The organism is Microbacterium hydrocarbonoxydans (assembly GCF_900105205.1).
Classification (GTDB): domain Bacteria; phylum Actinomycetota; class Actinomycetes; order Actinomycetales; family Microbacteriaceae; genus Microbacterium; species Microbacterium hydrocarbonoxydans.
On the sequence record NZ_FNSQ01000005.1, the window covers coordinates 1,945,315 to 1,967,126 of the forward strand.

Annotated in this window: 18 protein-coding genes; 14 read left to right on the forward strand and 4 right to left on the reverse strand. The window is 68.8% G+C overall.

The window, feature by feature from the left end:
• Positions 1 to 40: 40 nt before the first annotated feature.
• The 3 genes from secD (at position 41) to BLW44_RS09670 (ending at position 5,078) form a co-directional block, all read left to right on the forward strand.
• Positions 41 to 1,771 (forward strand): protein translocase subunit SecD, encoded by a 1,731-nt coding sequence (gene secD, locus BLW44_RS09660; RefSeq protein WP_060926806.1) that lies wholly within the window; start codon positions 41 to 43, stop codon positions 1,769 to 1,771.
• The gene (secF, locus tag BLW44_RS09665; protein WP_060926807.1) at positions 1,771 to 2,760 is read left to right on the forward strand and encodes a protein translocase subunit SecF; all 990 of its coding nucleotides are present in this window, start codon (positions 1,771 to 1,773) and stop codon (positions 2,758 to 2,760) included. Before secD ends, secF begins: the two co-directional genes overlap by 1 nt.
• A 68-nt stretch (positions 2,761 to 2,828) precedes the next feature.
• Positions 2,829 to 5,078 carry a RelA/SpoT family protein gene (locus BLW44_RS09670; protein WP_060926808.1) on the forward strand — a complete coding sequence of 750 codons (2,250 nt, stop codon included), beginning with the start codon at positions 2,829 to 2,831 and terminating at the stop codon, positions 5,076 to 5,078.
• Here BLW44_RS09670 and BLW44_RS09675 read toward each other — a convergent pair.
• Both BLW44_RS09675 and BLW44_RS09680 read right to left on the reverse strand, forming a co-directional pair.
• Positions 5,065 to 5,616 carry a type IV toxin-antitoxin system AbiEi family antitoxin gene (locus tag BLW44_RS09675; RefSeq protein ID WP_060926809.1) on the reverse strand — a complete coding sequence of 184 codons (552 nt, stop codon included), beginning with the start codon at positions 5,614 to 5,616 and terminating at the stop codon, positions 5,065 to 5,067. The two genes, BLW44_RS09670 and BLW44_RS09675, sit on opposite strands and share 14 nt — an antisense overlap.
• Before the next feature lie 61 nt (positions 5,617 to 5,677).
• Positions 5,678 to 7,039, reverse strand: coding sequence for a DUF349 domain-containing protein (locus tag BLW44_RS09680; protein WP_082724518.1), 1,362 nt, complete (start codon positions 7,037 to 7,039; stop codon positions 5,678 to 5,680).
• A 215-nt stretch (positions 7,040 to 7,254) separates the two neighbouring features.
• Between BLW44_RS09680 and nirB the strand changes: the two genes are divergently transcribed.
• Genes nirB through BLW44_RS09700 form a run of 4 tightly spaced genes read left to right on the forward strand, consistent with a single transcriptional unit; the run spans position 7,255 to position 12,087 of the window.
• Positions 7,255 to 9,834, forward strand: a complete 2,580-nt coding sequence (gene nirB, locus BLW44_RS09685) for a nitrite reductase large subunit NirB (RefSeq protein WP_174521354.1) — start codon at positions 7,255 to 7,257, stop codon at positions 9,832 to 9,834.
• Entirely contained in the window at positions 9,831 to 10,199 is a 369-nt protein-coding gene (gene nirD, locus BLW44_RS09690) for a nitrite reductase small subunit NirD (RefSeq protein WP_060926810.1), read from the forward strand. Before nirB ends, nirD begins: the two co-directional genes overlap by 4 nt.
• Entirely contained in the window at positions 10,196 to 10,963 is a 768-nt protein-coding gene (cobA, locus tag BLW44_RS09695) for a uroporphyrinogen-III C-methyltransferase (protein WP_060926811.1), read from the forward strand. The genes nirD and cobA overlap by 4 nt, the downstream gene beginning before the upstream one ends.
• Complete coding sequence (locus BLW44_RS09700; protein WP_060926812.1) at positions 10,960 to 12,087, forward strand: uroporphyrinogen-III synthase; 1,128 nt, start codon at positions 10,960 to 10,962, stop codon at positions 12,085 to 12,087. Before cobA ends, BLW44_RS09700 begins: the two co-directional genes overlap by 4 nt.
• Before the next feature lie 53 nt (positions 12,088 to 12,140).
• Here the strand turns inward: BLW44_RS09700 and BLW44_RS09705 are convergent, their stop codons facing one another.
• Entirely contained in the window at positions 12,141 to 13,043 is a 903-nt protein-coding gene (locus BLW44_RS09705) for a formate/nitrite transporter family protein (RefSeq protein ID WP_060926813.1), read from the reverse strand.
• A 166-nt stretch (positions 13,044 to 13,209) separates the two neighbouring features.
• Entirely contained in the window at positions 13,210 to 13,524 is a 315-nt protein-coding gene (locus BLW44_RS09710) for a hypothetical protein (RefSeq protein WP_060926814.1), read from the reverse strand.
• A gap of 113 nt (positions 13,525 to 13,637) precedes the next feature.
• Between BLW44_RS09710 and BLW44_RS09715 the strand changes: the two genes are divergently transcribed.
• From BLW44_RS09715 to BLW44_RS09745, 7 genes are all read left to right on the forward strand, one after another.
• On the forward strand, positions 13,638 to 14,969 hold the full coding sequence (locus BLW44_RS09715; protein ID WP_082724519.1) for a replication-associated recombination protein A: 1,332 nt from the start codon (positions 13,638 to 13,640) through the stop codon (positions 14,967 to 14,969).
• Positions 14,970 to 15,131: 162 nt separating this feature from the next.
• The gene (gene rpsD / locus BLW44_RS09720; protein ID WP_052677824.1) at positions 15,132 to 15,761 is read left to right on the forward strand and encodes a 30S ribosomal protein S4; all 630 of its coding nucleotides are present in this window, start codon (positions 15,132 to 15,134) and stop codon (positions 15,759 to 15,761) included.
• A 105-nt stretch (positions 15,762 to 15,866) separates the two neighbouring features.
• Complete coding sequence (locus tag BLW44_RS09725) at positions 15,867 to 16,055, forward strand: hypothetical protein (protein ID WP_060926815.1); 189 nt, start codon at positions 15,867 to 15,869, stop codon at positions 16,053 to 16,055.
• A gap of 82 nt (positions 16,056 to 16,137) precedes the next feature.
• Positions 16,138 to 18,798, forward strand: a complete 2,661-nt coding sequence (alaS, locus tag BLW44_RS09730; RefSeq protein ID WP_060926816.1) for an alanine--tRNA ligase — start codon at positions 16,138 to 16,140, stop codon at positions 18,796 to 18,798.
• On the forward strand, positions 18,795 to 19,271 hold the full coding sequence (gene ruvX, locus BLW44_RS09735) for a Holliday junction resolvase RuvX (RefSeq protein WP_060926817.1): 477 nt from the start codon (positions 18,795 to 18,797) through the stop codon (positions 19,269 to 19,271). Before alaS ends, ruvX begins: the two co-directional genes overlap by 4 nt.
• Positions 19,271 to 20,956 carry an endolytic transglycosylase MltG gene (gene mltG / locus BLW44_RS17495; protein ID WP_082724520.1) on the forward strand — a complete coding sequence of 562 codons (1,686 nt, stop codon included), beginning with the start codon at positions 19,271 to 19,273 and terminating at the stop codon, positions 20,954 to 20,956. Before ruvX ends, mltG begins: the two co-directional genes overlap by 1 nt.
• Positions 20,953 to 21,765, forward strand: a complete 813-nt coding sequence (locus tag BLW44_RS09745; protein WP_060926818.1) for a shikimate dehydrogenase family protein — start codon at positions 20,953 to 20,955, stop codon at positions 21,763 to 21,765. The genes mltG and BLW44_RS09745 overlap by 4 nt, the downstream gene beginning before the upstream one ends.
• Positions 21,766 to 21,812: the final 47 nt, after the last annotated feature.

Sequence of the window (21,812 nt, forward strand, 5' to 3'; positions counted from 1 at the left end):
GGCACCTCGGCACTCCGGCATCTAAGAAAGCTGATCACACGTGGCCACTTCTTCCCCGGTCCGTCACGCCTGGCGGGTCCTTCTGGGCCTGCTCCTGGTGACGGGCGTCCTCTTCGGCATCAACGCGCTCGGAGTCCACGTCTTCGAGAAGAGCTCGTGGACTCCTGAGCTCGCACTCGACCTGCAGGGTGGAACGCAGATCGTGCTGAGCGCCGAGACCGAGGACGGAGCGGCTCCCTCGAGCGAGCAGCTCGATCAGGCTGCGGCGATCATCCGCCAGCGCGTCGACGCATCCGGTGTGGCCGAGGCCGACATCACGACCGAGGGCGGCCGCAACATCGTCGTCCAGATCCCCGGTGTGGCGGATGAGCAGACCCGCGAGCGAATCCAGTCGAGCGCGCAGCTGCAGTTCCGCGCGGTGCTGTACACGACGGCCGGCACGAACACCTTCATCGGGGAGGACGGCAACGAGACGCCGTTCCCGACGCCGGACGAGTCGCTCAGCGACACGCCGACGGCCGAGCCGACCGACCCGAGCGACCTCTCCTGGGTCACCGAGAAGCTCGCCGCCGAGTTCCAGGCGTACGACTGCGCCAACCCCGACAACGACCCGTCACGCGAGCCCGCGGACGAGCCGCTCATCGCCTGCGACCCCTCGGGTCAGGCCAAGTACATCCTCGGCCCGACCGAGCTCACCGGCACGGCGATCACGGATGCCACGGCCGGCCGTGACCCGAAGTCCGGCGCCTGGCTCGTGCAGCTCACGATGAACGGCGACGGCACCGAGGCGTTCGGCAAGGTGAGCACACGCCTCAACCAGAACCGTCTGGCCAACCTGTCGCCTCGCGACCAGTTCGCCTTCGTCCTCGACGGGTCCGTCATCAGCGCGCCGCAGATGAACGGTCAGATCCTCGACGGTCGCCCGAGCATCTCGGGCAGCTTCACGCAGGAGACCGCGACGACGCTCGCCGATCAGCTGAAGTTCGGTGCGCTGCCGCTGAGCTTCGAGGTGCAGAGCTCCGACACCATCTCGGCGACGCTCGGCACGCAGCAGCTGCAGATCGGCCTCATCGCCGGCCTCATCGGCCTCGCGCTCGTCGCGATCTACTCGCTGATCGTCTATCGCGCGCTGGGATCGGTGATCATCGCCTCCATCGCGGTGATGGCCGTCCTGACGTACATCATCATCTGCATCCTCGCCTGGCGCCTGGGCTTCCGCCTGTCGCTGGCAGGTGTCGCCGGTCTCATCGTGTCGATCGGGTTCACGGCCGACTCGTTCATCGTGTACTTCGAGCGAATCCGAGACGAGCTCCGCGACGGGAAGTCGATCACCTCCGCGGTGGAGGACGGCTGGGGCAGGGCCAAGCGGACGATCTACATCTCGAAGTCGATCAACATCCTGGCGGCCGTCGTGCTGTACATCCTCGCGGACGCCACCGTGAAGGGCTTCGCCTTCACGCTCGGTCTCACGACCCTCATCGACGTGTTCATCTTCGTGATCTTCACGCACCCCGTGATGCAGCTGCTGGCACGCACGCGGTTCTTCGGCGGAGGGCACAAGCTGTCCGGTCTCGACCCCGAGTCGCTCGGGGCTGTCTACCGCAGCCGCTCGCAGTTCCGCGAGGTCTCGTCCGCCACGGCAGGGCGAGGCGCGAAGAACTCGCGCGCCCGCGGTGAGGCCGAGCGCCGACAGACCATCGCAGAGCGCAAGCGCGCCGAAGCACTAGCCGGTGACAGATCCACCAGCACCGGAAGCGAGGGGGACGCCTGATGGCTTCCATGAACGAGTTCGGTAACAACCTCTACACGGGGAAGACCTCCTTCCCGTTCGTCGGCAAGCGCCGCCTGTGGTTCATCATCGCGATCGCGCTCGTGGTCGGCTCGGCCCTCGTGCCGCTGATCCGCCCGATCCAGTTCTCGATCGAGTTCACCGGCGGATCGCAGTTCACCGTCCAGGCGCCCGACAGCACCGACCAGCAGACGGCGACGGATGCGGTGCAGTCGATCGTTCCGGGAGCGGCGACCAAGGTCGTCGTGATCAGCGGCAACGACATCCGCGTGCAGACCGACCAGATGAGCGCTGACCAGACCCAGCAGGTCTCCAACGCCCTCGCGGAGGCGTACAGCGTCGAACCCGACAGCGTCACTTCGTCGTTCATCGGCCCGGCCTGGGGAGAGAACGTCACGAGGCAGTCGCTCTGGGGCCTCGCGATCTTCCTTGCGCTGACGTTCCTGATCCTCGCGATCTACTTCCGCACCTGGAAGATGTCCGCCGCCGCGATCATCGGCCTCCTCGACGTCCTCGTCATCACGGTCGGCGTCTACGCGCTGGCCGGCTTCGAGATCTCACCGGCCGCCGTCATCGGCTTCCTGACGATCCTCTCCTACTCGCTGTACGACACCACGGTCGTCTTCGACAAGATCAGGGAGAACACGACGGAAGACGGTGAGCAATCGTCCCGGCTGTTCGGGGAGTCGGTCAACCTGGCCGTCAACCAGACGCTCGTGCGGTCGATCAACACGTCCGTCGTGGCTGCGCTGCCGGTAGGTGCGGTGCTCTTCATCGGAGCCTTCTGGCTCGGAGCGGAGTCGCTCACCGACATCTCCCTCTCGATCTTCGTCGGCATCCTCGTTGCGACCTACTCGACCCTGTTCGTGGCTGCCCCGCTCTACTCGCTGTTCCGCGAGAACGAGCCGGGCATCGCCGCCCGCGATGCCAGGATCCGCGAGGCGCGCACCCGCGCCACCGTCGAGGCCTGATCGTTCCCGCTCTGCGGGGCCGCACCCCGCAGAGCACGCGTAAGATTGTGTGATTCGGAGGTGAGCGGATGGCGGAACCGCAGACGGCGTCGCAGGGATCGAGCCTGAGACGACTGGTTCCCCGCATCTTCTCCCGCGCGCCCAGGGTCAACGACCTCGACAATCTCACCCGCACGGTCCGTGCGAACCACCCGAAGGGTGATCTCGCGGTCATCGAACGGGCCTACGCGGTCGCCAAGGAGAAGCACTCCGGGCAGCAGCGTCAGAGTGGCGAGCCGTACATCACGCACCCGCTCGCGGTCGCGCAGATCCTCGCGGAGATGGGCCTCGGGCCTCGGGCGATCGCCGCAGCGCTGCTGCACGACACCGTCGAGGACACCGGCTACGCGCTCACCGACCTGACCGCCGAGTTCGGCGACGAGGTCGCGATGCTGGTCGACGGCGTCACGAAGCTCGACAAGGTCAAGTACGGCGAGAGCGCGCAGGCGGAGACCGTCCGCAAGATGATCGTCGCGATGTCCAAAGACATCCGCGTCCTCCTGATCAAGCTCGCCGACCGGCTGCACAACGCACGCACCTGGGGCTTCGTCCCGCCCGAGAAGGCGGCGAAGAAGGCCAAGGAGACGCTGGAGATCTACGCGCCGCTGGCCAACCGACTCGGCATCCAGGCGATCAAGTCCGAGCTCGAGGACCTGTCGTTCGCTGTCCTGCATCCGAAGATCTACAACGAGATCCACAACCTCATCGCCCAGCGCACCCCGCAGCGAGAGAAGTACCTGACGCAGGTGGTCGAGGAGATCGACGAGGATCTGCGCGACCTGCGCATCAGGGGCAAGGTCGTCGGACGGCCGAAGCAGCTCTATTCGGTGTATCAGAAGATGGTCGTGCGCGGTCGCGAGTTCGACGACATCTACGACCTGATCGGCATCCGCGTCCTCGTCGCCTCGGTGCGCGACTGCTACGCGGTGCTGGGCGCCATCCACGCGCGCTGGACGCCCCTGCCCGGCCGCTTCAAGGACTACATCGCGACGCCGAAGTTCAACCTGTACCAGTCGCTGCACACGACGGTGATCGGCCCCTCAGGGCGCACCGTCGAGATCCAGATCCGCACGCACGAGATGCACCAGCAGGCCGAGTACGGTGTCGCGGCGCACTGGATGTACAAGGAGCGGATGAACGGCGGCAAGGCCGAGGTCCGCGCGGCCGACAACGACATGGCCTGGCTCGCGCACATCTCGGACTGGCAGGCCGAGACAGCGGATCCGGGCGAGTTCCTGGATTCCCTGCGGTTCGAGATCGGTGCGAAGGAGGTCTACGTCTTCACTCCGAAGGGACGTGTGATCGGCCTTCCCGCCGGCGCGACGCCCGTCGATTTCGCGTACGCAGTGCACACCGAGATCGGGCACCGCACCATGGGGTCCAAGGTCAACGGACGCCTCGTGCCGCTGGAGTCGGAGCTCAAGAGCGGCGACGTCGTCGAGGTCTTCACCTCGAAGAACCCGGATGCAGGGCCGAGCCAGGACTGGCTCGGATTCGTCAAGAGCACCAGAGCGCGCAACAAGATCCGCGGCTGGTTCACCAAGGAGCGCCGCGAAGAGGCGATCGAGCAGGGCAAGGAGGCCATCGCCCGCGCGATGCGCCGACAGAACATGCCTCTGCAGCGCCTGATGAGCCAGGACTCCTTCGCCGAAGTGGCGCACCAGCTCCGCTATGAAGACGTCTCCGCGCTCTATGCCGCTGTCGGTGAAGGTCACGTGTCGACGCAGTCGGTCCTCGAGAAGGTCACCGCGCTGGTCGCCGCCGCCGATCCGGTCACCGGATCCATCGAGCTGCCGGGCAGCATGCCCTCCCGAGAGCCGCGCTCCGGCGACTCGGGCGTGCTCGTGCGCGGGGCGTCCGACATCCTCGTCAAGCTCGCCAAGTGCTGCACCCCGGTGCCAGGCGATGCGATCGTCGGCTTCGTCACCCGTGGCAGCGGCGTCTCGGTGCACCGCTCCGACTGCGTGAACGTCAAGGCGCTGGCCAGCGAGGAAGACCGATTCGTCGAGGTGTCGTGGGCGCCGACGACGAAGAGCGTCTTCCGGGTGCAGATCCAGGTCGAGGCTCTCGACCGCTCTGGCCTGCTCTCCGATGTCACCCGTGTTCTCAGCGAGCATCACGTCAACATCCTCTCGGCGACCGTCAGCACCACGGACGAGCGCCTGGCGATCAGCCGATTCGTCTTCGAGATGGGCGATGCCGTGCATCTCGACAGGATCCTGAACGCGGTCCGGCGTATCGACGCGGTGTACGACGTGTACCGCGTCACCTCCTCCTGACCATCAGCCGCTCGAGGGCCCCGCGTCCCGCGCGGGTGCCCGGCACTCGCGAGAGCGTCGACATCGCTGCGGCTGCCTCGACGACGAGCGTGTCGTCGACCGCCGCGAGCAGGAGCATCCATCGTCGCAGCGACTCGTCGCGGTACAGCCCCAGGGCGAGATCGACCATCGTGCGCACCGGGGTCATGACCGCGATGCCCCCGAGCTGCACCACGGCATCGCCCGGCAGCGCGGTGTCGTGAAACCTCACCCGTGCGGTGAGTGCGGGGCGGATTCGGCGGGCGACGGCACGCCGGACATGATGGATCGGCGGTGGCGCGTCGCCGGCGCCGTGGATCCAAGCCGAGGTCGGACCGGACGCCGCCGTGTCTGCCGGGATCAGCGCCGCGATCGCCGAGGCTCGCGCCGCTGGGCTCTCCACCAGATCTGCGGGGATATACCCCTCGCCGAGTTCGACCACGTGCCCGTCGAGGCGGGCGGCGCTCAGCTCGGAGACCGCCAGCCGCCCACCGGGCAGATACAGGAACGCGGGATGCATCCCGCCAGTGTGGCGTGCTGCATCCCGCGTTCCGTGTGGATCCGAGGATCTGTGGAGAGGTTCAGCCGCCCAGGGCGCTGAGCCAGGTGCGACGGGCCTCGAGGGCGTCCGCCGCTTCCTTCGCGGCCTTCTTGTCGCCTGCCTTCTCCGCTGCCGCGAGCTCGGACTCGAGCTTCTCGATCGCCTCGAGGAGCTGCGAGCTCATGTCGTTGGCGCGGGCCTTGGTCTCGGGGTTGTTCTTCTTCCAGTCGACCTCTTCGCGGGCCTTCAACGCCTGCTCGATCACGCGCAGGCGGTCATCGAGCGCCCGCTCCTTCTCGCGGGGGAAGACGCGGCCGATCTCGTCCCACTGACGCTGGATGCCGGTGAGCAGTGCCCGTGCGCGCTTGATGTTCGGCTCGTCGGCGACAGCCTTGGCCTCTTCGAGAAGCGCCTGGCGCGCCTCGATCTTCGGGGCGGAGTCGGCTTCCTCGGCCGCGGCCTGCTCGGCACGCGCGGAGTAGAGCGCGTCGCCGGCGGCCTTGAACCGTGCCCACAGCGCGTCGTCTGCCTTGCGACCGGCCCGGCCGGCGGCCTTCCACTCGTCGAGCAGAGTGCGATACGCCGGGATCCCGTCGACGCCGCGCGGTGCGAGTGCCTCGGCACGCTCGACCAGACGGGTCTTGGCGTCGCGAGCGCTCTTGTGCGTGTCGTCGAGCTCGGAGTAGAAGGCGCGGCGTGCCTTGTCGACCGTGGCGCGGGCATCGCGGAATCGCTTCCAGAGCTGCTGCGACACGCTCTTCGAGAGCCGCGGACCGTTCTGCTGGTGGGCCTGCCAGGCGTCGAAGAGCTCTCCGAGCTCGGCGGTCACCTGCTTCCACTGCACCTTCGACAGATCGCGCGCTGCGATCGCCTCGGCGCGCTCGACGAGGGCGGTGCGCTCGGCGATCGCCTTGTCGACGAGTTCCTTGGCCTGCTGGGCCTCCTGCGCGGTCGCCTCGGAGAGCGAGGCGGTCAGGGCGTTCAGACGGTCCCGCAGTCCAGCGAGGTCGCCGACGGCGGCCGCATCCGTGGCCTCCTCGAGGAGGTGGCCGGCCTGCTTGACCAGGTCGGCTGCACTCGCGCCGCCCGACTGGTGACGCTGTTCGAGAGCGTGCACCTTGAATGCGATGTCGTCGTACTTGCGCACGAAGTAGGCGAGGGCCTCGTCGGGGGTGCCGTCGGGGTACTGCCCGACCACGCGCCAGGTGTCGTTCTCGCGGACCTCGACGGTGCCGTCCTCCGAGACACGGCCCCATTCGGCGGCGTCGGACGACGAGCTCCCGGTGGGGGCGGCCGGTACCGCCGGAGCGACGGCCGCGGGGGTCGGCAGCTTGCGCGGCAGGGGCTTCGCCGGGGGAGCGGGAACGGGGGGAGTCGGCTTCGACGGCTCTGTGGCAGACACGTGATTCTCCTTGCGCGGTAGGGCCCGCGGGAGGCGGAAAGGACGAGGTTCAGCCTAGTACGCCCGCGAGCCTCGGATGTGGTGAGCGCTTCTCACAATGATCGTTACCGATCTGTGAGCAGATCGTTCGACGCGTGAAACACCCTGCGTCACATCCGGGAAACACCGCGCTCCTATCGTCACCATCACGGCATCCCTCCGGCGATTGGAGCACAATGAGCGATTCGGTCCTCACCCCGGTTGAGATCGTGGTCGTGGGCGCCGGCATGGTGGCCCACCGATTCGTGGAGAGCTTGCTCAGCAGAGCGGAGCACCCGCTGCACGTCACGGTGATCGGCGACGAGGGCCGGAACCCGTACGACCGGGTGGGCCTGACCGGCTTCTTCTCCGGCGCGACCGCCGAGGAGCTCGAGCTGGATCGCTCGGTGCTCGACGACTTCCGGGTGCGCTTCCTCGCGGACGATCGGGTGCTGCGCATCGACCGCGCAGCGCGGACGGTGACCACCCGATCACGTCGGACGATCGCGTACGACACCCTGGTGCTCGCCACCGGCTCGTATGCGGCGAAGGTCGCGGTCGACGGGGCCGAGCTGCCCGGATGCTTCGTCTATCGCACCCTCGACGACGTGCAGGGCCTCAGAGACTTCGTCGAGCGCCGGAGCCGAGCGCTCGGGCGTCCGCTGCGCGGTGCGGTGATCGGGGGAGGGCTGCTCGGTCTCGAAGCCGCCGGTGCGCTGCAGGGTATGGACGTCGAGGCGACCGTCGTGCAGTACTCCGACCGCCTGATGTCCGCTCAGCTCGACTCCGCAGGAGGAGGGATGCTGAAGCGCCTGCTCGAGGCGCGCGGCATCTCGGTGCGCACGGAGTCCCGCACCACGCGCCTCGACCCCGACGCCTCCGGCGCCGTCACGGCGCTGGAGTTCCAGGACGGCTCGATGCACCGTGCCGATGTGGTCGTGTTCACCGTGGGCGTCCGCCCACGAGATGAGCTGGCGCGCAATGCGGAGATGCGGGTGGATCCGCGAGGCGGGGTGGTGATCGACGAGCGCTGCGCGACCTCCGATCCGCACATCCTCGCGATCGGCGAGGTGGCCAACTACGACGGACGCTGCGTCGGGCTCGTGGCGCCGGGGTACGCGATGGCCGAAGTCGCGGCGACCCGACTGCTGGGTGGCGATGCGGTCTTCCCCGGATACGACGACTCGTCCAAGCTCAAGCTCTCCGGAGTCGATGTCGCGAGCTTCGGCGATGCGATGGCGACCACACCGAATGCGCTCGACGTCGTGTACGCCGACCCCGTGGCCGGGGTCTACAAGAAGCTCGTGCTCTCCGACGACGCGCAGACGCTGCTCGGCGGGATCCTCGTCGGCGACGCGTCGGCGTACGGCGCGCTGCGACCCCTCGTGGGCGCGCGCCTCGGCGCCGACCCCGCCGCGTACCTCCTTCCCGAAGGCGGCAATGAGGCGCCAGGCGGGGAGCTCCCCGATGAAGCGGTGGTCTGCTCGTGCTCGAACGTGACGGCCGGTCGCATCCGAAAGGCCGTGCACGAGGAGGGGTGCGTAGACGCTGCGGCCGTCAAGGGCTGCACCAAGGCCGGCGCGACGTGCGGCTCGTGCGTCCTGATGGTCAAGAAGGTCGTCGGGCAGGAGCTCACGAAGCTCGGACAGACCGTGTCGCACGCGCTCTGCGAGCACTTCGACCTGTCGCGCCGCCAGCTGTTCGATGCCGTGAAGGTCGCGCAGCTGACCACCTTCAGCGGCATCGTGGAGCGGTTCGGACGAGGACGCGGCTGCGATGTCTGCAAGCCGGCGATCGCCAGCATCCTCTCGGTGCTGGTCGGATCGCACGTGCTCGACGGCGAGAACGCGACGCTGCAGGACACCAACGACCACGTCATGGCGAACATGCAGAAGGACGGCACCTACTCGGTCGTGCCGCGCATGCCCGGCGGCGAGGTGACTCCGGAGGGACTGCTGGCGATCGGTCAGGTCGCCAAGGACTTCGCGCTCTATACGAAGATCACCGGTGGCCAGCGGATCGACATGTTCGGTGCCCGTCTCGAGCAACTGCCGCAGATCTGGCAGCGCCTCGTGGATGCGGGGTTCGAGTCGGGGCAGGCGTACGGCAAGTCGCTGCGCACAGTGAAGTCGTGCGTCGGATCGACCTGGTGCCGCTACGGGGTGCTCGACGCCGTCGGCATGGCTGTGAAGCTGGAACTGCGCTACCGCGGGCTGCGAGCGCCCCACAAGCTGAAGCTCGGCGTCTCCGGCTGCGCCCGCGAATGCGCGGAGGCTCGGGGCAAGGACGTGGGGGTGATCGCGACCGAGACCGGATGGAACATGTACGTCGGCGGGAACGGCGGCTTCTCTCCCCGTCATGCGCAGCTGCTCGCCTCCGACCTCGACGACGACGGGCTGATCAGGGCGATCGACCGATTCTTCATGTACTACATCCGCACGGCGGACCGCCTGCAGCGCACTGCTCCGTGGTGCGAGGAGCTCGAGGGCGGGCTCGACGGCCTCCGCGGAGTGATCTTCGACGACACCCTCGGGATCTGCGCCGACCTCGACGAGGCGATGGCGCAGCACGTCGACCGGTACGAGGACGAGTGGGCGGCGACGCTCCGGGACCCGGAGAAGCTCGAGCGGTTCCGCTCGTTCGTCAACGCCGCGGACACCCCCGACCCCTCGCTGGCTTACGTCGCGGAGCGGGGTCAGATCCGGCCCGCGACGGCGGAGGAGCGCCGCAGCGGCGGCGTCCTGATCGCCGGGACCGCTTTGGAGGTGCGGCGATGACCCTCTCGATCGACACGACGGTCGCCGTGCGCGTGTGCACCGTGCACGATCTCGAGGTCGAGCGAGGCAGGGCGGCGCTCGTGGACGGCGACCAGGTGGCTCTGTTCCTGTTGCCGGACGGCAGCGTGCACGGCGTCGACAACCTCGACCCGTACAGCGGCGCCCATGTCATCTCGCGCGGGATCGTCGGCTCCCGCGGCGACACGCCCACCGTGGCCTCCCCACTGCACAAGCAGGTGTTCGATCTGCGGACCGGGGAGTGCCTGGAGACGCAGGGCAAGGATGCGGCGGCGTTGCGCGTCTGGCCCGTCTCGGTCGTCGACGGCGAAGTCCGTGTCACTCGGCCCGAGGAGCGATCCTCATGAGACGGGCGCTCGTCGGGCGGGTCGACCTCATCGGCGGCGGCCCGGGGCCCGCTGATCTCCTCACGCTGCGGGCGTACCGCCTGCTCATGGCGGCCGACGTCGTAGTGGCCGATCGGCTCGGGCCCTTCGAGGAGTTGCGGGACGAGCTGCCCGCGCACGTCGAGGTGATCGATGTCGGCAAGAGCCCAGGCCACCACCCCGTGCCGCAGCACGAGATCAACGCGCTGCTCGTCGCGCGAGCGCTGGCCGGTCGCCGCGTGGTCCGGCTGAAGGGCGGCGACCCGTTCGTCCTCGGGCGCGGCGGCGAAGAGGTCCTCGCCTGCGAGGCCGCTGGCGTGCCCGTGACGGTGACCCCCGGGATCAGCAGCGCGATCTCCGTGCCGCAGGCTGCGGGGATCCCGGTGACCCACCGAGGCGTGGCCTCTGCCGTGCACGTCGTGAACGGACATGGCGATCTCTCCGCCAGCGCGATCGCCTCGCTGGCGGACCCCGAGGTCACCACCGTCATCCTGATGGGAGTGGCGTCGCTTCCGCGACTGACCGCCGCCGCACTTGCAGCGGGGGTGGCCGGCGACACCCCGGTGGCGATCGTCGAGAACGGTCACACCGAGCGGCAGCGCACGATCCGCAGCGTCCTCGCCGACATCGTGCCGGACGCGACGGCCGCGCAGCTCGCCAATCCTGCCGTCATCGTGGTCGGAGAGGTCGCGCGCGCGGGTGTGCTGCTCCCCACATCCGCGATGCTGTCGGAGAGCATGAGATGACGACCGCGCGCACTCTGGATTCCGCGCTTGCCGGCTGCACGATCATCGTCGCCGCGGACCGGCGCTCCGTCGACCTCGCGACCGCCCTGGAGCGGCGCGGGGCGGTGGTGCACCGTGCGCCCGCGCTCAGCATCGTCACGAACGCGGACGACGCGGAACTGCTGGCCCGTACCGAGCAGGTGATCGAGTCGCCCCCGGACATCGTGATCGTCACGACCGGCGTCGGATTCCGCGGCTGGATGGACGCCGCGCACGAGCACGGACTGGACGCGCAGCTGGATGCCGCCCTGCAGGGTGCGCACTTCGTCGCCCGAGGCCCCAAGGCGCACGGCGCCATCCAGCAGGCCGGGTTCACCGCCGACTGGGTCGCCGAATCCGAGACCTCGGCCGAGGTGGGCGAGTACCTGCTCGCGTCGGGCGTCGCCGGCAAGCGCATCCTCGTCCAGCATCACGGTGCGGGCTCGGACGGTCTCGACGACCTGCTGCGGGATGCCGGCGCCGAGGTGCTGAGCATCACGGTCTACCGCTGGGGTCCGCCGCCCAACCCCGAGGTCGTGCGCCGATCGGTGCTCCAGGCGGCCGGCGGCGAGGCCGACGCCGTGCTGTTCACCTCCGCACCCGGCGCTGCATCGTGGATCGGCGTCGCTCGGGAGGAGGGAGCGTTGGACAGGATCCGCCGCCGCGCGGATTCAGGACGACTCCTGCTCGCCTCCGTCGGCCCGATCACCGCCGCCCCTCTGCACGCGGCCGAGCTGCGCACCACGATCGCCGATCGCGGGCGCCTGGGTTCCCTGGCGCGCACGGTGATCGCCCACTTCGGCGGCGGTCGCGCTCCCTCGCTTCCCACGGATGCCGGTCGTGTCGAGGTCCGCAGCGGCGGGGTCCTGGTCGGCGGCGAGTTCATCCCGCTCTCGCGCTCGGCTGCCGCCCTCATCGAGGCTCTCGCGTCTGCGGGCGGTCGTGTGCTCTCGCGGGCGGAGCTGGGTGGCGTCCTGCCCGGTGCAGAGCGCAATGCCCACGCGGTCGAGGTCGCGGTCGCGCGCCTGCGCGAAGCGCTCGGCAGCAGTGAACTGGTCCACACGGTCGTGAAGCGCGGCTATCGCCTGGCCGTCACCGAGGACTGAAGACGAAGAGGCCGGGTGAGCATCGCTCACCCGGCCTCTTCGTGTGCGCGGATTCAGCTGACGCCGGCCGGCTCCGGCGTGCGCTCGACCTCGACGGCGGCGGGGGAGGGCGCGGTGCTCTTGCCGGCGGTGCTCCGCAGCCTCGGAGCCTTGACTCGGCGGGTGGCCGTGCGTCCGTAGGTGAGGTACAGCGGCAGGCCGGCGAGCAGCAGTCCGCCGACCAGGTTGCCGATGACCGTGGGGATCTCGTTCCAGATCAGGTAGTCCATGATCGTGAAGTCCGCGCCGAGCAGGAGGCCGGAGGGGAACAGGAACATGTTCACGATCGAGTGCTCGAAGCCCATGTAGAAGAACAGTGAGATCGGCAGCCACATCGCGATGATCTTGCCAGGCACGCTCTCGGTGACCATCGCGAGGATGACGGCTGTGGACACCATCCAGTTGCAGAGCATCCCGCGGATGAACAGCGTCAGCATGCCCGCCGCGCCATGATCCGCATAGCCGATGGTGCGGCCGTGACCGATCTCGCCGATCGCGAGCCCGACCGGGCTGGGGTCGGCCGAGAAGCCGTAGGTGAAGTACACGGCCATCAGTACAGCGACGAGGATCGCGCCGCCGAAGTTGCCGAGGAAGACGAGGCCCCAGTTGCGGAACATCGCGCCGACGGTCGCGCCCGGACGCTTGTCGAGGACCGCGAGCGGCGCGAGGGTGAACACCCCGGTGAGCAGGTCGTACCCCAGCAGATAGAGGAGCACGAATCCGATGGGGAACAGCAGGGCGCCGAGCAGCGGCTGTCCTGTCTGCGTCGAGACCGTGACGGCGAAAGCGGCGCCGAGAGTCAGGATCGCCGCGCCCATGAAGGCGCGGATGAGTGTGTCTCTGGTCGAGAGCTGCATCTTGTAGGCACCGGCGTCGACCATCCGGGTGACGAGGGCTGCGGGTGTGGCGTACGACATGGGCGACCTCCATGGGGCGAGGGGAGCGGGATGCTCGTGCCGTCCATGGTGTCCGTGGGGGATTTCGGATGATCGCGCGCTGCGTTACAGGTGTGGAGCGATCCGCTCACAGCGTGCGCCCGCGCGATGTGAGGACCAGGCCCGATCACTGCCGGGCGGGCGGGGGCTAGCCCGCGGGCGTCTCGGTCGGCAGCGGTGTCTCGGGCAGCGGTGTCTCGGGCGCAGGGGCGTCGGTGGGAAGCGGGGCGTCGGTGGGCTCGATGCTCGGCGTGGGGGACGGAGCCGGCGGATTCGCCTGCGCATACGCGACCTGGCTCGCGACGGCACCCGCGATCACCAGCACTCCGGCGATGACGGCGATCGTGTTGTCGCGGCCGCGTCGACGGATCTGCCCCTCATGCCAGGTCTTGCGCGCGGCGTGCAGTCGGGCGCGCTCCGCTTCGGTGCGCGACTGCCGCGTGCTCTTCCCGCGTCCGGCCATTGCGTTTCTCCCTCACTGGACGTGAATGTGCGACGTCGCCTGAGAGCCTACCGTCGCGTCGGAGCCGTACCGATCGCGACCGCCGTGTCCGTGGTCCGCGTTAGCCTGGACGGATGACCTCCGCCGCCGCACTGCTCTCCGGGCAGACGCCCCTCGCCGTGCGCATGCGCCCCGTCTCGCTCGACGAGGTCGCAGGGCAGAAGCACCTGCTGCGCGCCGGCTCGCCGATCGTCGCCCTCGCCGACCCCGAGGCCACTTCTCCCGGCGCGGTGTCGATCATCCTCTGGGGTCCGCCCGGCACCGGCAAGACCACGCTGGCGCAGGCCATCGCCCGCTCCTCCGGGCGCCGCTTCGTCGAGCTGTCGGCTATCACGGCCGGCGTCAAGGACGTGCGCGAGGTGATGCAGGAGGCGATCACCCAGCGCGATCTCTACGGTCAGACGACCATCCTCTTCCTCGACGAGATCCACCGCTTCACCAAGGCGCAGCAGGATGCTCTGCTCCCCGGCGTCGAGAACGGCTGGGTCATCCTGATCGCTGCGACCACCGAGAACCCCTCGTTCTCCGTGATCTCCCCACTGCTGTCGCGGTCGCTGCTGCTCACCCTGCAGCCGCTGACCGACGACGACATCGGGCTGCTCGTCGACCGGGCCGTGACCGATGCCCGCGGTCTCAACGGTGCGGTGTCGCTCGCGGACGATGCCCGCGCCGCGCTGATCAGACTCGCGTCCGGCGATGCCCGTCGTGCGCTGACCGGCCTCGAGGCGGCGGCCGCCGTCGCCCTGTCGAACGGCGAGGGCGGCACCGCTCCGGTCGCGACGGCCGACGACGTCGCGCAGGCGGTCGACAAGGCGCTGCTGCGCTATGACCGTCAGGGCGATGAGCACTACGACGTGATCAGCGCGTTCATCAAGTCCATCAGGGGGTCCGATCCCGACGCGGCGCTGCACTACCTCGCGCGCATGATCGAAGCAGGGGAGGACCCGCGCTTCATCGCCAGGCGCCTCGTCATCTCCGCCTCCGAGGACGTCGGGCTCGCCGACCCCCAGGCGCTCGCGATCGCGGTGGCCGCAGCCGACGCGGTCGCCTTCATCGGCATGCCGGAGGGGCGCATCCCGCTCGCGGAGGCGACGGTGTATCTCGCGACCACGGCCAAGTCGAATGCCGCGTACGTGGGCATCGACGCCGCGATCGCCGACATCCGCTCCGGTGGGTTCGGCCGAGTGCCGCTGCATCTGCGCGACGCGCACTACCCCGGCGCCAAGAGGCTCGGCCACGGTCGCGGCTACGTGTACCCGCATGACAGTGAGTTCGGCATCCTGCCGCAGCAGTACCTGCCGGACGAGCTGCAGGGCAAGCGGTACTACGAACCGAAGAATCTCGGCGCAGAACGGGACATCTCCGCGCGCCTCGAGCGCATCCGCCGCATCCTCGACGGGCGCTGATCGCGCATCTGTTAGACTGGATCGGCTCGAAACAGAGTTTTCGGGCATCTCCTCGTTCACACCACACCTTGCTGGCGCCCCGGCGTGCGCTCCAAGGCAGAACGCGGACGATACGTCCGTGAGTCGTGAAAGACGCGACCACGTCATCGGAAGGATAACTTCGTGACCACGAAGTCCCAGGACCGCCGCAAGGTTCGTCTGAGCCGTGCACTCGGCATCCCGCTCACCCCGAAGGCCGCCCGCTACCTCGAGAAGCGTCCGTACGCTCCGGGTGAGCACGGCCGCACCAAGCGCAAGGCAGACAGCGACTACGCCGTCCGTCTGCGTGAGAAGCAGCGTCTGCGCGAGCAGTACGGCATCCGCGAGAAGCAGATGCGCAACACGTTCAACGAGGCTCGCCGTCAGGACGGCCTGACCGGTGAGAACCTGGTTGAGCTGCTCGAGATGCGTCTCGACGCCCTCGTCGTGCGTTCGGGCTTCGCCCGCACCACCGCGCAGGCTCGCCAGCTCGTCGTGCACCGTCACATCCTCGTCGACGGCCAGCTCGTCGACCGCCCGTCGTTCCGCGTGAAGCCGGGTCAGCTCATCCACGTCAAGGCCAAGAGCGAGGGCACCGAGCCCTTCCAGGTCGCAGCAGCCGGCGGTCACGCCGAGGTCCTGCCTCCCGTTCCCGGCTACCTCGAGGTCGAGCTCGACAAGCTCCAGGCCCGCCTGGTCCGTCGCCCGAAGCGCGCAGAGGTCCCCGTGACCTGTGAAGTGCAGCTGGTCGTCGAGTACTACGCGGCTCGCTGAGTTCAGCTTTTCCGCAGAAGGCGTCGGGGTCACCCGACGCCTTCTGTCGTTTCCGCATACGATGGTGACACCGCGCCTTCGCGGGTCAGAGGCAAGGATGGCGACATGAAGAACGTGCTGTGGTTCCTGATCGGTGTGATCGGCGGCTTCGTCGCGGCCCATTTCATGAACAAGGACCCGCGCGGTCATGACATCCTCGCCGAGGTCGACGCTCGCTTCAACGAGTTCACCGGCATCATCGGCGACGCCTACCGCGAGCAGCAGGCGCGACTCACAGACCCCGCGGACGACTGAGCGCCCTCGACGGTCTCCCGTCGCAGCGCATCCGGACGTTCCGCTCTTCCACACCCTGTACGCAAGGACACCTGGCACCCCTATGAAAACTGCGGAGATCGCGCAGCGCTATCTCGACTACTTCGAGAAGAACGACCACGTCATCGTCCCCTCGGCCTCGCTGGTCAGCGATGATCCTTCGCTGCTGTTCACGGTCGCCGGAATGGTGCCGATGATCCCGTACCTCACCGGTGTCGTCCCCGCGCCGCACCCCCGCATCGCCGACCTGCAGAAGTGCATCCGCACGAATGACATCGAAGAGGTCGGCAAGACCGCGCGTCACGGCACGTTCTTCCAGATGATGGGCAACTGGTCGTTCGGCGACTACTTCAAAGAGGGCGCGATCCGCTACGCGTGGGAGCTGCTGACGAGCTCGGAGGCCGACGGCGGCCTGGGCTTCGACGAGAAGGACCTCTGGGTCACGGTCTACGAGACGGATGACGAGGCCGAGGCGATCTGGCGCGACATCATCGGGCTCAAGCCGGAGCGCATCCAGCGCCTCGGCCGTGCGGACAACTACTGGAACACCGGTCAGCCGGGCCCCGGCGGTCCCGACAGCGAGATCTTCTTCGACCGAGGACCTGCGTACGGCAAGGACGGCGGCCCCGCCGCTGACGACTCGCGGTTCCTGGAGATCTGGAACCTCGTGTTTATGCAGGACTTCATCGAGAACATCCGCGGCAAGACCGAGTTCGACATCGTGGGCGAGCTGCCCCAGAAGAACATCGACACCGGAATGGGACTCGAGCGCGTCGCGTTCCTCAAGCAGGGCGTCGAGAACATGTACGAGACCGACCAGGTGCGTCCAGTCCTCGATCGTGCCGTCGAGCTCTCCGGTCGACGCTACGGCGCGGTGCACGAGGACGATGTCCGCTTCCGTGTCATCGCCGATCACGTGCGCTCCTCGCTGATGCTGCTCTCCGACGGCGTGCGCCCCTCCAACGAGGGTCGCGGCTACATCCTGCGCCGCCTGATGCGCCGCACCGTCCGTGCGATGCGCCTGCTGGGCGTCGACGAGCCGGTGTTCCCCGAGCTGTTCGCGACGTCGCGCGACGCGATGAAGACGGCGTACCCGGTGCTCGAGAGCGACTGGTCGACGCTGTCGGCGTCGGCATTCGCCGAGGAGGAGACCTTCCGTCGCACGCTCGCCCAGGGCTCGACGATCCTCGACCTCGCTCTCGACGACACCAAGAAGGCCGGCGGCTCGACGCTGAGCGGACCGGAGGCCTTCCTGTTGCACGACACGTACGGCTTCCCGATCGACCTCACCCTCGAGGTCGCCGAGGAGGCAGGACTCGACGTCGACCGTGCCGCCTTCGACTCCCTGATGCAGGAGCAGCGTTCGCGGGCCAAGGCCGATGCGCGCAACCGCAAGCGCCAGCTCGCCGACGTCTCGGTGTACCGCGACCTGCGCGCGCTGGGGGAGACCGGCTTCGACGGCTATTCCGAGCTCGAGGTCGACTCGCGCATCCTCGGCATCCTCGTCGACGGTCAACCGGCCCGCAGCGCCTCCGAAGGTCAGATCGCCGAGGTGGTGCTGGCCGAGACGACGCTGTACGCCGAGTCCGGTGGCCAGGTCGCCGACAAGGGCGTGATCGTCGGGCCAGGCTTCGAGCTCGAGGTGCTCGACGTGCAGCGTCCCGTTCCCGGTCTCATCAGCCACACGGTCGAGGTCACCCGCGGCGCCGTCGCGGTCGACGATGCCGCCACGACGGTCGTCGATGCGGCGAACCGACGCGCTGCGCGACAGGCGCACTCCGCGACGCACCTCGTGCATGCCGCACTGCGCGACACCCTCGGACCGACCGCCACCCAGGCGGGGTCGCTCAACCGCGCCGGGTACATGCGCTTCGACTTCTCGTGGTCGCAGGCGCTGTCGTCCGAGACGCGCACAGAGATCGAGGAGATCACGAACCGTGCCGTCAACGACGCCCTCGAGGTGACGACGAGGATCGTCACGCTCGATGAGGCGAAGGAGGCGGGCGCCATGGCGCTGTTCGGCGAGAAGTACGGCGACGTCGTGCGGATGGTCGACATCGGCGGACCCTGGTCTCGCGAGCTGTGCGCAGGGACCCACGTCTCGACCAGTGCGGAGATCGGACTCGTCAGTGTCGTCGGAGAGTCGTCCGTCGGCTCGTCGAACCGCCGCATCGAGGCACTCGTCGGGCAGGACGCGTTCCGTGAGCTCGCCGCCGAGCGCGCGCTGGTGTCGCAGCTGACCACGTCGCTCAAGACGCCTCGCGATCAGCTCGCCGAGCGCATCGCCGACCTGTCCGCGAGCCTCAAGGCCGCGGAGAAGCGCATCGCGCAGTTCGAGTCGAAGGAGCGCGCAGGACGCGTTCCGGCGATCGCGGACGCTGCGGCACGCGTCGGCTCGTTCCGAGTGGCTGCGCAGTCGCTCGGCGAGGTCGCCTCGGCCGACGATGTGCGGGAACTCGTGCTGGGCGTCCGCGACCGTCTCGGATCCGACCCTGCCGTCGTCGCTCTCGGAGCCGTGGTGAACGGTCGTCCTGTCGTCGTCGTCGCCACGAACGATCCCGCACGTGCAGCCGGCGCCAAGGCCGGTGCGCTCGCGAAGCGCGCGGCAGCGGTGCTCGGCGGTGGTGGCGGCGGTCGCGATGACGTCGCGCAGGGTGGTGGCACGGATGCCGGAGCGCTGCCTGCCGCGCTGGAAGCCGTCTCCCAGGAGCTGCAGACAGCGTGAGCGGCTTCCGCCGCGGCGTGCGGCTCGGAATCGACGTGGGACGCGCCCGCGTCGGAGTCGCGCGCTGCGACCCCGACGGCATGCTCGCCGTGCCGGTCGAGACGGTGCAGCGCAATGAGACGGCGATCGACCGCATCGCGACGATCGCCGAGGACTACGACGTGCTCGAGTTCGTGGTGGGGCTGCCCGTGAATCTGATGGGCGCTGACACGGCCTCGACCACGGATTCCCGGGAGTTCGCAGCTGTGCTCCAGACGCGCACCGGCACCCCTGTGCGGCTCGTCGACGAGCGTCTCAGCACGGTGACCGCACACGCCGCCCTGCGTTCTTCGGGCAGAACTCAGAAGAATTCTCGTAGCATTGTGGATCAGATCGCCGCGGTAGTCCTGCTGCAGCAGGCGATCGACACGGAGAAGAGCACCGGAAACCCGCCCGGCGCCACGATTCCGCTCGACGAGGAGTCCCCCCGATAATGCCCGAACGCGAGAGTGCTTCCCCCCAGCACGATCCGGATGCCCGTCTGGGCGACCTGTTCGAGAATCTTCCCGACCCCACGCACCAGCTGCCGACGGTGGACAACACCCCGCCGCCGCCGGGATCGCGGAGGGCGGCCCGTGAGGCCGCGCGCTCGGCGAACACGCCGGCCGCAGGTTCCGCAGCCGTCTCCGACCCCGCGGCGTCGCCCGGTCCTGAGACGCCCGGTCCTGCAACACCCGGTGCTGCGACACCCGGTTCCGTGACTACGCCCGGCGTGACGCCGGACGCTCAGGTCTCGTCGGAATCCCCGTCGCCGTCGGATCGCACGCCCGTCGACCGGTCCACGGCATCCGACGTCGCCCCTGGCGAACCGGAAGACCTCTCCACGAGGGCGCTCCCGGTGGCCGACCGCGCAGGATCGCTGCGCACGACCGAGTCGGCGGCGGACTCCGCACAGGCCGCGTCCGCCGCGTCCGATGCCGCCACGGGCGGCACGACTGCAGCAGCGCACACGACATCTCAGCCGCCGGCGGGAGGCGGTCTCGAGGACCTCTTCCAGACCCACTCCGACGATGACGCGGCGCACAGTGCGCCAGCGAAGAAGAAGCGCCGCACCGGTTGCCTGGTCGCACTGATCATCGTCCTCGCGGTCATCGGCGGCCTCGCGGCCGGCGGTGTGTGGGTGTGGAACACCTACGGCGACAAGATCAGCGACGCACTCGGCTGGGGTGAGCCGGCTGACTGGGAGCCCGGTGTCGCGACCGGCGAGGTGCTGGTCACGATCAACGAGGGTGACACGGGCTCTCCCGTATCCACCGCGCTGCACGAAGCGGGGGTGACGCGCACCGAGGAGGTCTTCTACGACTACCTGGTCAAGGAGAACATCGCGGTCACGTTCTACCCGGGCATCTACCGCCTGCAGGAGAAGATGACCGCTGAGGCCGCCCTGGAGGCCCTGCAGAATCCGGCGAACAAGCTCGAGAACTCCGCGAGCATCGGTGAGGGAGCGACGATCGAATCCTCGCTCCCCGGTATGGCCGAATCCCTCGGGATGCCGCTCGAGGAGCTGCAGGCGGCTGTGGATGCCGACCCGTCGACCTACGGAGTCGAGGCGTCGACGCTCGAGGGCTGGCTGTTCCCCGCGGTCTACACGTTCGACCCGGGCGTGACGGCCGAGCAGGTCATCCAGCGCATGGTCGACCGCACCCGCGAATCTCTCGATGCCGCAGGAGTGCCGGCGGCCGATGCGCAGCGCATCCTCACCATCGCGTCGATCATCCAGCGCGAGGGTCGCACCGACGACTTCCCGAAGGTCTCGCGGGTGATCCAGAACCGCCTCGACATCGACATGAAGCTGCAGATGGACTCCACGGCGCAGTACGGCTACGGATCCCTGCACGAGGGCGTCGTGTCGAGTTCGGCCGAGGCGCTCGAGGATCCGAACGAGTGGAACACCTACGTCCACACCGGTCTGCCGATCACTCCGATCGCGAGCCCGAGCGATGCCGCCATCGACGCCGCGATGCACCCCGCCGACGGGCCGTGGCTGTACTTCGTCACGATCAACCTGGCGACCGGGGAGACCCAGTTCTCCGAGACCTACGAGGAGCACCTGCAGGGTGTCGAGAGGTGGGAGCAGTGGTGCCAGGAGAACCCTGACGGCGGCTGCTCGGCCGGATGAGCGCGAGCCGTCTCGCGGTCTGGGGAGACCCGATCGCGCACTCCAAGTCCCCGCAGCTGCACGCAGCGGCCTACCAGGTGCTCGGCCTGGGGTGGCAGTACACGCGGCGCCGGGTCGATGCCGAGGGCTTCGCCGAGGCGCTGGACGGGCTCGATGACTCGTGGTGCGGGCTGTCGCTCACGATGCCGCTCAAGGAGCAGGCCTTCCGCGCGTCGACGACGCTCGACCGTCACGCCCGGCTCACCGGAGCGGTGAACACCCTGCTGCTCAGTGACGGCAGACGAGGGTTCAACACCGACGTCGGGGGGATCGTCGACGCTCTGGCCGCCGAGGGCATCGACGCAGCGGCGCGCGTGCGTATCCTCGGCGCCGGGGCGACGGCGGCATCGGCCCTGGTCGCGAGCGTCGAGCTCGGAGCAGAGTCGATCGAGGTGCGTGCGCGTCGACCGGAGCGCGCGGCCGGTCTCGTCGCCCTCGGCGAACAGCTCGACGTCGACGTCACCGCGACGTCGTTCGATGCGGCGCTCGAACCGGTGGACCTCACGATCGCGACCCTGCCGAGCGGCACGGTCCTGGACCACGGACTCGCCGCCCGGATGAGCGGGTCCGGGGGTGTCCTCTTCGATGTCGCGTATTCGCCGTGGCCGTCCACGCTCGCGACGGCATGGGTCGATGGGCGTGCGCTGTCCGGCGAAGGAATGCTGCTGCGGCAGGCCGTGCGCCAGATCCGCATCTTCGCCCACGGTGACCAGAGCGTGCCGCTGCCGTCAGAAGCCGCCGTGGTCGCGGCCATGAAGGCCGTCCTGTAACGACGCACGACACGCGGCACGAGTCGAGGCGAAACGCGTGGGAGACT

Excerpts from the sequence above, each read along its gene's own strand:
- secF (WP_060926807.1), top strand. The coding sequence starts at position 1,771 with ATGGCTTCCATGAACGAGTTCGGTAACAACCTCTACACGGGGAAGACC.
- BLW44_RS09670 (WP_060926808.1), top strand. The coding sequence starts at position 2,829 with ATGGCGGAACCGCAGACGGCGTCGCAGGGATCGAGCCTGAGACGACTG.
- BLW44_RS09675 (WP_060926809.1), bottom strand. The coding sequence starts at position 5,616 with ATGCATCCCGCGTTCCTGTATCTGCCCGGTGGGCGGCTGGCGGTCTCC.
- nirB (WP_174521354.1), top strand. The coding sequence starts at position 7,255 with ATGAGCGATTCGGTCCTCACCCCGGTTGAGATCGTGGTCGTGGGCGCC.
- nirD (WP_060926810.1), top strand. The coding sequence starts at position 9,831 with ATGACCCTCTCGATCGACACGACGGTCGCCGTGCGCGTGTGCACCGTG.
- cobA (WP_060926811.1), top strand. The coding sequence starts at position 10,196 with ATGAGACGGGCGCTCGTCGGGCGGGTCGACCTCATCGGCGGCGGCCCG.
- BLW44_RS09700 (WP_060926812.1), top strand. The coding sequence starts at position 10,960 with ATGACGACCGCGCGCACTCTGGATTCCGCGCTTGCCGGCTGCACGATC.
- BLW44_RS09705 (WP_060926813.1), bottom strand. The coding sequence starts at position 13,043 with ATGTCGTACGCCACACCCGCAGCCCTCGTCACCCGGATGGTCGACGCC.
- BLW44_RS09710 (WP_060926814.1), bottom strand. The coding sequence starts at position 13,524 with ATGGCCGGACGCGGGAAGAGCACGCGGCAGTCGCGCACCGAAGCGGAG.
- BLW44_RS09715 (WP_082724519.1), top strand. The coding sequence starts at position 13,638 with ATGACCTCCGCCGCCGCACTGCTCTCCGGGCAGACGCCCCTCGCCGTG.
- BLW44_RS09725 (WP_060926815.1), top strand. The coding sequence starts at position 15,867 with ATGAAGAACGTGCTGTGGTTCCTGATCGGTGTGATCGGCGGCTTCGTC.
- alaS (WP_060926816.1), top strand. The coding sequence starts at position 16,138 with ATGAAAACTGCGGAGATCGCGCAGCGCTATCTCGACTACTTCGAGAAG.
- mltG (WP_082724520.1), top strand. The coding sequence starts at position 19,271 with ATGCCCGAACGCGAGAGTGCTTCCCCCCAGCACGATCCGGATGCCCGT.
- BLW44_RS09745 (WP_060926818.1), top strand. The coding sequence starts at position 20,953 with ATGAGCGCGAGCCGTCTCGCGGTCTGGGGAGACCCGATCGCGCACTCC.